The sequence below is a fragment of the Cupriavidus sp. WGlv3 genome (assembly GCF_023952475.1).
Lineage (GTDB): Bacteria > Pseudomonadota > Gammaproteobacteria > Burkholderiales > Burkholderiaceae > Cupriavidus > Cupriavidus phytorum.
Map to the genome: position 1 here is coordinate 1 of NZ_JALHRX010000048.1, position 9,472 is coordinate 9,472.

Consider the following 9,472-nt stretch of genomic DNA (forward strand, 5'->3'; position numbering starts at 1 on the left):
GGTTGAACGCACCAACGACCAAGGTCTTCCATCCACCGACGCTCTCTTCGGCAATGAGTATCCTTGGCGGAATCTACATAGGGCTGTTTTTTTAGATAGCCGATAACCGCGTTGACGTCCTTGGCCGCATCCATACCGCTTGCCACGGCATCGCATCCGTGCCGACGGAGGTAGCCTTCCGAATTACCATAGCCACGCATCATGGGCTCGGCCACGACATATCCGCGCGACAGCAAATAGCCCGTCGCAAAATTAAAACGAAATCGTGTGGTTTTCCAGGAATGAGCCGTGGTTTAGTACCGCAAGAAATGGACTCGGACCCGGCCGGGTGTACAGCGTGACTTCGAGCTTGACCGGATCGTCGGGATTTCCTTCCACCAGAATCACCCGCTCGCTTTTCTGCACGACCTCTGGAAGATGCTGCTTCGGTTCCCTCTCAGCGAGGGGCGCACAGGCCGCGACGAGCAAGGCCCCCGAAGGCCAGAAGCAAAGAGAGATGCTTTGACATGGATTTACTTTCTCCCTTCGCAAATGCCGTGGCGGTTTCGTTCATCGTTCCACCTGTACATTGTTCATGCCAAGCCGCCCCAGGCTGCCCGCCAGCCGCAACCGCGTGGCTTTCCAATCGGCCAGTGCCTGTACGCGCTGCTGCTTGGCATTGGCCAGCGCCGTTTGCGCATTCAGCAGTTCGAGAATATTGCCGACGCCGGCCTGATAGCGATGTTCGGCAGCGTTAAAGGATTGCTGCGCAGTATCGAGTAGCGTTGCGCTGTACTTCACGCTGTCCGTGGCGGTTCGAACGGCCTGATAACTGCTCCACACCTCCAGCCCCACCTGCTGGCGCGCAGCATCCAGACCGTCGTGCTCGCGTTCGAGCTGTGCCTGGGCCTGATGGATCCGGTACAAACGGCCAAAACCTTCAAATAACGGGATCGTGAGCTGAATCCCGACATACCAGTCGCGTCCGGTAGCCGGAAAGCTCGGGACGCCGAGCCCTAGCGTAGCTGGCTGATTGTTCAGGCTGTAGCGGGATACCAGGCCGAGGCTGGGCATGCCCTCGGCGCGCGTCTGGTCAACCCTGGCCGCCGCCGCATCCACCTGGGCCTCGGCGGCCATCACGCTTGGATGTGCCTGCCTGGCGCCCTCGATCAACTCGCCAACCGCCTGGGTGAACTGCGCGTCCGTCCTCACCTCGTCGCCCACACCGGGCAGGGTGAGCGGCACGTCCGGCGATAGATTCATGTCAGCAGCGAGCGTGCCAACGGCGGTTTGCCACTGGCCGTCCGCCTTGGCGCGGTTTAGTACCGCCTGCGTATAGGCCGTCTGTGCCTGCAAGGCATCCGAGATGGGCGCCACGCCTTTGTCCACCCGCCCCGAGGCCGCGCGGAGGCTGTTCGCCGCCATCGCCTCCACATCGCGCGCCGCAACCAAGGCGCCCGCACTCGCCTGGGCCGTGTAGTAATCCTTGGCCGTGGTCACGAACAGGCTTTGCACGGTGGCATCCTGCGTTGATTGTGCGGCAGCCAGCAATGCCGATGCGCTGCTCACGGCAGCGCTACGCGCACCGAAATCGTAGAGCACCCAATTCAATGCCACGTTGCCGGTGCCCACATTGGCGAGCGTGGCCGAACTCAGATTCGGATGCCTGGTCACATCCGTCCTCGCCCCGTCTCGCACGTACTGCCCGGTGCCGTTCACGGTCGGCAAGTAGCCTGCCCGCGCAGTCCCCACGCCAGCGGCCTGGGCCTTGACATCGGCCCAAGCCTGGCGCGTCTTTGGGTTGACGCATAGCGCCCGTTCGACGGCCTCGCCCAGGAGCAGCGGCGAGACTGGCGGCCCGGCCCGACATCCGGCGATGTCCGGAATGAGCGCGCCGGCAGGGGTGGCCGGAAGGTGCTGCTCCGCGCGCAGCGGGTCGAAGGCCTGCGCGTCCTGGACCAGCCCCCATAGCCCGGCCAGGATGAGGGTGAGCGGGATGCGTCTAGCGTTCACGCAAGCTCTCCTGAGCGGCCTCGATCACGGGGCCTAGGAAGTATTCGGCCACCGTGCGCTTGCCGGTACGGATATCCGCCGTAACCGCCATGCCAGGCGTGAGCGCGATCCAGCGGTTCTCCACCCGGATGCGGTTAGTGGTGAGGCGAATACGCACCGGAAAGGTGAGCCCAAGCTTCTTGTCGTTGGTAGCGTCATTCGACACGGAGAGCACCGTGCCCTCGATGAAGCCATAGCGGGAATAGGGAAACGCCTCCACCTTGACCGCGACAGCCTGGCCCACGTCCACAAAACCGATATCCTTGTTTTCCAGTTGTCCCTCGACCTCCAGCGTGTCGTCGGGCACGATTTCCATCAGCGCCTGGGCCGTGGTCGCGACACCGCCCAGTGTGTGCGCGGCGAGTTGCTGCACCGTGCCGGCCACGGGCGCGGTGAGGCTCATCAGTTCCTGGCGCGTCTGCGCCTTGGTCTCATCGTTGCGGCTCTGCGCCCCCTGCTGGGTGTGTTTCTCCAGCTCATCGAGCTGGTCATGCCGAAACTTCGAGGCTAGCGCCCCCAGTTCGGCCCGCTGCTCGGCGATACCGGCCGTAAGCTCCAGCACGTGGGCACGCTGGGCCGCCAGCTCGTTCTCCAGGTCCAGGGCCTTCTGTTCCTTGTCCAGGTAATCGTGACGCGCCACATACTTGTCAGCCACCAGCGCCTTATAGTCCATGGCCTGCTGGCGCGCAAGCGGCGCGGTGGCCTGTAACCGTGCCACTTCGGCCCGTGTGCTGTCCCGCGCCGCCTCGCGCTTGTGCAGCTCTGCCTGCGCGCTGTCGATGCGATCCTGATACTCGCGCCAGGCGCCATTGGCCAGATGCTGGGCTTCGCGCATTCGGTCTTCCGACGCGCCATCCACCTGCACAACCTGCGGCGGTTGTTTGATTTCCTGCGCGCCAAGCAGCGCCCGCGCACGGGCCGCACCGAGGCCGGCATCGACGCGGGAGAGGTACGCCTTGTCCGCATCGGCGGCGGCCTGAGTGGTGTCGAGCTTCACCAGCAACTGGCCCGCCGCCACGCGCTGGCCATCACGCACGAGGATTTCGCGAATGACGCCGGTCACCGCCGGCTGAATCACCTTCACCCGCGCATTGGGTACAAATTTCCCCTTGGCAGTTACCACGATATCGAGCTTGCCAAAGATGCCGATCAATAACACCAGTCCGGTTAGCGCCACAATGATTCGCATTGTCCAGCGGGGCGCCGGATGCGCTGGCGTTTCCGCCAATTCCAGATGGGCGGGGAGAAATGCCAGTTCGTGCGGGGTCCGACTGGGCGCGTCCAACTCGCGACGGATGTGCCAGGCCGCCCGGAATACGCTGGCGTAGCGGCGCAGCGGCTCACGCAGCGCCGCCCATTGGGATACGCCGGGGGTACTCATAGTCCGCTGTCCTGTAACGAGACGAGATGGGCATAGTAGCCACCCAGTGCCAGCAACTCCTCATGCCTGCCCCGTTCCACGATACGGCCGCCGTCCATGGCAATGATCTGGTCGGCGTGGCGCACGGCGGTGAGCCGGTGGGCGATGATGATCACCGTGCGTCCGGCGCAGATGGCCTTCATATTGTTTTGGATAATTCGCTCGGTCTCGAAATCGAGCGCACTGGTGGCTTCGTCGAACACCAGCACGCGCGGATTGGTCAGCAGCGCCCGTGCAATCGCCAGGCGCTGCCGCTGGCCGCCCGAAAGGTTGCCGCCGTGTTCACCGACCACCGTGTCGTACCCTTCCGGCATGTCGCAGATAAAATCGTGCGCTCCCGCCAGCTTCGCCGCTTGCATGACTGCCTCCAGCGGGGCGCCGGGATCGGTGAGCGAAATGTTGTCGCGGATCGAGCGATTGAACAGCAGGTTCTCCTGCAACACCACGCCGATCTGGCGGCGCAGCCAGGAGGGATCGGCCAGCGCGAGGTCGATGCCATCTATACGCACCGCGCCCTGCTCCGGCAGATAGAGTCGCTGTAGCAGTTTGGTGAGCGTGCTCTTGCCTGAGCCCGAGCGCCCGACAATACCCACGACGTGGCCGGTGGTGATCCCCAGGCTCACGCCATCGAGGATCGGCGGGCCGTCCGCGCGATAGCGGAAGCGGATGTTCTCGAACACGATGCTGCCCTTGATGGACGGCGGCGTTTGCCGGCTTTGCGCCAGCTCCGTGCGCGTATTCAAGATGTCGCCGAGGCGGCTCATGGATATACCGACTTGCTGAAAATCCTGCCACAGTTGCGCGAGGCGCAGCACCGGGGCGCTCACGCGCTGCGACATCATGTTGAAGGCGATCAGCGCGCCCACGGTCAGCTTGCCGTCGATGACGAGCTTGGCTCCAAAAAACAGCGTGCCGAGCGTCACCAGCTTCCCCACCAATTGAATCGCCTGCTGCCCGACGTTGCCGAGTGAGGTCACACGGAAGCCCGCCGCGACGTATGCCGCGAGCTGGGTTTCCCAGCGTTTGACGAACTGCGGCTCCACGGCCATGGCCTTGACCGTTTCGATCCCGGACACCGATTCCACGAGGAACGATTGGTTATCCGCGCCACGGGCGAACTTGTCGTTCAGGCGCTTGCGCAGCAACGGCGTAATGAAGGCGGAAATCGCACCGTAGAGCGGCAAGGACAGAACCACCATCAGCGTGAGCCAGACGCTGTACAGGCACATGACAGCGAGGAACACCACAGAGAACACCAGATCGATGAGCGCGGTCAGCGCCTGGCCGGTCAGGAAATTTCGAATGCTTTCCAACTCCCGCACGCGTGCCACGGTGTCGCCCACACGCCGCGCGCCGAAATAGGCGAGTGGCAAGGCTACAAGATGGCGAAACAGGCGCGCGCCCAGTTCCACGTCGATACGGTTGGTCGTGTGCGCGAATACATGGTTGCGCAGGCCCGTGAGCAACACCTCAAATACCGAGCTGACAAGGAGCGCCAGGCACACCACGTTGAGGGTGCTATAGGTGCGGTTCACCAGCACCTTGTCCATCACCACCTGGAACATCAGTGGCGACACCAGCCCGAACAGTTGCAGCGCCATCGAAACGCCGAGCACTTCCAGCAGCAGGCGGCGGTACTTGACCACCGCCGGGATAAACCATGAGAAATCGAAGCGAGCCAGCTCGCCTGCCAGGGAGGCGCGCGAGGTGAAAAGCAGGATGCGCCCGCTCGTACGCGCCACTATCTCTTCGATCGGCTTGGGTGCGGGCGCCGACATGCCGGGCTCCAGTATCAGCGCGGTCTTGCCATCGGAACCGGCGAGAATGAAATGCCGGCCCGCACTGTCCAGCACCAAGGCCGGGAATGGGGTCTTGCCAAGCCGATCTGCCACCAGCGCCACTGCTCGGGCTTTCAGGCCCATGCCACGAGCGGCTAATACCAGATCGGCCTCAGAGAAGGACTCGCCACCGAGCGCGGCGGCATGGCGGATTTGCGCGGCATCCGTAGCAATGCCATGAAATCGTGCGATGAGCACGAGCGCAGCCAAGCCGGCATCGTCGAGACGCGCCAGGTTTTCGTTCGAACCCATGGATCAGTGCGAAATTGTTCTTGTTAGACGGGGTGGCTATCGACAAGCGTAGAAAAACCGGCGCCCTCGCAAGGGCGCCGTCTGCTACCGTCGGGGTGACGTATCAATGAGCCGCCAGTTGCAGTGTGGTTTGATCCTGGGGCAGCGCCTGCGCAACGATGCTACCGGCTGCGTCCGGCGCATACGCGGCCATTGCCTGAATCAACTGATTCACTTGTTTTTGGGCGAAGGTATCCGCCGCGCTAGGCGTCTGGCCGTTGCCCGGATTGAACATCAGATTGACCCCGGCAATGTCGCCCGTGGTGCCATCGGCGCGCGTGTACGTGCCGTCATCCAGGATGGTGTTGCCGTTGCTGTCCTGGCTGATGTGCGTGGCATCCAGGTTGATCCCTGCAATACCCAATTGGTCGAGGGTGTACAGTTGCCCGCTCTGGAACTGGCCGGTGCCTGTCGTATCACCCCACACCTTGAGGGTCTGCCACGTTGCCACGTTGGCGCCCACATTGAAGACGTTGTTGCTGGTGCAGACTAGGTCATTGGCACCGGTGTTGATGGTGTTGTTTGTACCGTTCGCCGTGACCGTGACATTATTGCCGGCGTTAATGGTGTTGCCAGTGCCGTTCACTGTAGCGGTGGCGCCATTCAGAAGATTAACGGTTGCATTATTCGCATTGACCGTCGCACTAGTATAGACATTTTCGGTAAGCAGATTGCCAGATGGATTCGTAACGGTCGACGTGCTCGGCGCTGTTCCAGTGAACTTTACCTGGATCGTATTACCGGATGAGTAGTTCTCCGACATCGAACCAATCTGATTGGTCGCGTTGTTGTTCGTAAAGGTGACCGATTGAAGGGTTCCAGGCGCGGGAGCCTGTGCGCCACTGGCTGCGCCGTAATAATTGAAGTAGGCCTGCCAGTTAACACTGTTCGGCAAGGTCGCATAGACGCCCATTGCACTATCAATCAGAATCTGCCGATCAGAACCGATAAGGCTACTGGAGCGAATATCCGTGGCATGTTGCGTATCAAGTAACGACTGAAGCCCGGTACTACTAACGCTACCATCAGGATTCGCCTTATACTCGCCCGCCAAATAAATCTGCGGACCATTATTGCTCAGAATCTCCCGCTGAACCACCCAGTTGTTATAGACTGCTTCGCCCTCTTGATGCAGGCCGACCATGGCGCTCATCGCATAGGCGTCTGGACTACTGGACGGAACTGCATACGCCGATTTGAAGTCAGTGTCGGCTTTCACATTCGCGAAATGACCGATCTCATGGGCCAAGCTACCGATGACCTCGCCATCCGGCCAAGTTTTCCAATTGCTAGCAAACGTAATTCCTCCCCCTTCCTTGAAGAACATGCTGCCATCGGGCCCTTGAACAATTGGGTTCAATGATCCCGCAGCAACTGCCGCCTGGTAATCCAATAGCTGGGACACAAGAGTTGGACTCTTGTTTATAAGTGCAATCTGACTCGTTGAGAGTCGGACGTTACCCCACATTGATTCATTGCCCGTGATAATCTGATTACTTGTCATGGTAACTCAACCATTTTCCTGTTTTGAAATAAACTGATATTTGTTGCACAGTCAATCGTAGAGAAGCCAACTATCAACTCAATCCAATTCTCCTTGTAATTGAATCCATAAAAATAGTCCTCACCCGGGTGATCATAATTTCTATGTGATATACCTCGACCGAATTTATCAAAGAGCACGCCACGAGTTATACATATATTATTTCGATCAAGATAATCACCAAATGACACCCTCGGCAGCCCTCCATCACTCGGCGCAAGGGTTCCATATGACGCGCTGGGAGTTGTTGAATAAAGAAAAGTTTCTTGAGACGCCGATGCGATCTTGAAATCCCGTCGGATTCCAATTAACTCATTAGTTTTCGGATGAAAGGCTTGATGCGGCTCTCCGTGGCTAAATTTCAGTCGAAAGCTTTCCGCCAATAGTTCGCTATTTGTTAAATCGCCATGCTCAATGACGTTATTGATCGCTGCGAGAAAAGCCTCCGGTGTTCTGGCAGCATCTGATGCCGACCGCGAGCCCGCGCAGCCATATAGGTAGCCAATGGAGATAGCAATAGCAAGCACTGTCGCTTTGCCTGAAAGATGGCGCCCATTACGCCTTCGATAGCTGATCATTTGAGCTTTATCACCTCCAAGTATGTTGACACCCAGCGTCAAACACGCAAATCTGGTCATGCCCTTAGGCACGCCTCCGCCATGCTGAATAAACTCAGAAAAAATGCACCGAATATTCGCACGAGCAAACCAGCCCATCATTTATTGCAGCACAGGCGGCCACACGGATTCTATAGTCGGACCTGAAAAATTCAGTCTGAGGGCCCAGCGTGGCTGGAGGGTGGATGATTCTGGTCGCCCCATCGGTTGACTGCGGCAATGCGGGCAAGGTCGATTGGCTGCATTCCTGGCGGATCGAGCCATACCTGTGAGCAGAGTCAAGACGAAAAAAAAGAACGCCCGCGGATGCCCAGGCGGGCAATTGCTCGCGGCAGCCAACGGAGATTGAAGCCTGCGGCACAGAGGATAGGGGACGGCGTTACCGATTTCGCCCTGACGCATGCCGTGATCCGCTTTGACATGGCCGATGACAGGCTCGACCGCCTGGCGACGTTTAAGCATTCTGCGCTGGCGACGATTCATGGTTTTGATTCTGCCGCGGTGAATCACCTTCACCGGCGTCACTTCGGCATCGACCCCGCGATAACCGAGGTCAACGATAGCAGTGTGGGGCTTGCGCGATCCCGGCAGGTCCTGAAGCAGGATAGCGGTTTGCTCGAGTTGGATGTGTAGTGTGTGACCATCGTAAGGATTGCCAGGAAAGCTGCGAGCACCGACGATGAGTCCCTGATTGGCAGTGATTGCCAAACTCACCTTCACACCGAACTCATACGGCTGGGGGGCTTTGCCCTTGGCGACACACTTCACCTCGGGTGCGTGCAGGGCGTAGAGCTTGTTCTTGTCCTTGACGCGTTGCTGCGCAATGCGTCGGGCACGTTCGAGCCAGGGACGCAGACGCTCTTGCTGGTCCTCGGCAAGCGCCGTCATCTTGTGTTCGATGTCCCGTAGTACGCGGCCGAGCACGGTGCGCTGACGCTTGAGCACGGTTCTCAGCAGTTTGAACTGCTTGGCATGCGCATAACCACCCGCACGAAATCGCAACGACTTGCCTTCCCTGCCAAAGGTCTGCTTGAACTCGATGCCGGCGCGTTTGGCCAGTTGCACCACCTTGGCCCGCGCTACCTCCAGCAGACGGCTGTCGGTCGGATAGGCAATGGCCTTCTCTTGCACCGTGGTGTCGACGACGACCCGTTCGAACTCAGCCGGTTTGATCACGTTCATTTGCACGGCGGCAGCAATCGTGGTGGCCAGCAGTTCCTCGACGCCAGCCTCACCCAGAGCCTGCCGGAAACGCACGAAGTTGGTCGGGTCACACGGCAGCCGCATCTGGAAGTACTCCTCGCCGCAGAAGTACTGCCAGTACACGTTCTCCGCCCAGCGCTCGCACACCGACTCGTCGCTCTCGTTGAAGGCATGCTTGAGGTAGAGCAGCCCGACCATCAGCCGGATCGGAAGGCGAGGCCGGCCTGCGGCACTGATGCCTGCACCAGCCACCGCCAACATCGGTCCGAACAAGTCCTCGCCGACCACGTTGCTGCCATCCTTCGCCTTGCGCGCAAGCACTGGCGCCAAGGCTGCCTCAATGCTGTTCCACGGCATCCGGCTCGCCAGCACTGCCAGCGGATGCCGAAGATCAGTCATCCCGTCCAGGCGGCTGCGAAAGAAGTCCGGTGTGCTCATCCGCAAGTTCCTCAAATCTCCCAGGATTCGAATCAGATTCATATTCGATCTGGGAGTTCGGCACGCAGCGAAATTTTTTGCTAAACCTTAG

Annotated in this window: 5 protein-coding genes and 2 pseudogenes; all 7 read right to left on the reverse strand. The window is 59.9% G+C overall.

The features are described from left to right. A pseudogene (locus tag MKD38_RS29795) lies at positions 1-215 on the reverse strand (hypothetical protein); the annotation flags it as partial. A gap of 334 nt (positions 216-549) precedes the next feature. Continuing rightward, positions 550-1,992, reverse strand: a complete 1,443-nt coding sequence (locus tag MKD38_RS29800; RefSeq protein ID WP_012354588.1) for a TolC family protein — start codon at positions 1,990-1,992, stop codon at positions 550-552. After that, on the reverse strand, positions 1,982-3,412 hold the full coding sequence (locus MKD38_RS29805) for an HlyD family type I secretion periplasmic adaptor subunit (protein ID WP_012354589.1): 1,431 nt from the start codon (positions 3,410-3,412) through the stop codon (positions 1,982-1,984). Before MKD38_RS29805 ends, MKD38_RS29800 begins: the two co-directional genes overlap by 11 nt. Beyond that, positions 3,409-5,541, reverse strand: a complete 2,133-nt coding sequence (locus MKD38_RS29810; RefSeq protein WP_012354590.1) for a type I secretion system permease/ATPase — start codon at positions 5,539-5,541, stop codon at positions 3,409-3,411. The genes MKD38_RS29805 and MKD38_RS29810 overlap by 4 nt, the downstream gene beginning before the upstream one ends. Positions 5,542-5,644: 103 nt before the next feature. Continuing rightward, positions 5,645-6,907 (reverse strand): SPM autocatalytic domain-containing protein, encoded by a 1,263-nt coding sequence (locus MKD38_RS29815; protein ID WP_145987295.1) that lies wholly within the window; start codon positions 6,905-6,907, stop codon positions 5,645-5,647. A gap of 173 nt (positions 6,908-7,080) precedes the next feature. Then, the gene (locus MKD38_RS29820) at positions 7,081-7,842 is read right to left on the reverse strand and encodes a hypothetical protein (RefSeq protein ID WP_145987296.1); all 762 of its coding nucleotides are present in this window, start codon (positions 7,840-7,842) and stop codon (positions 7,081-7,083) included. Positions 7,843-8,018: 176 nt separating this feature from the next. Continuing rightward, a pseudogene (locus tag MKD38_RS29825) lies at positions 8,019-9,381 on the reverse strand (IS5 family transposase). Between the last annotated feature and the right edge of the window lie 91 nt (positions 9,382-9,472).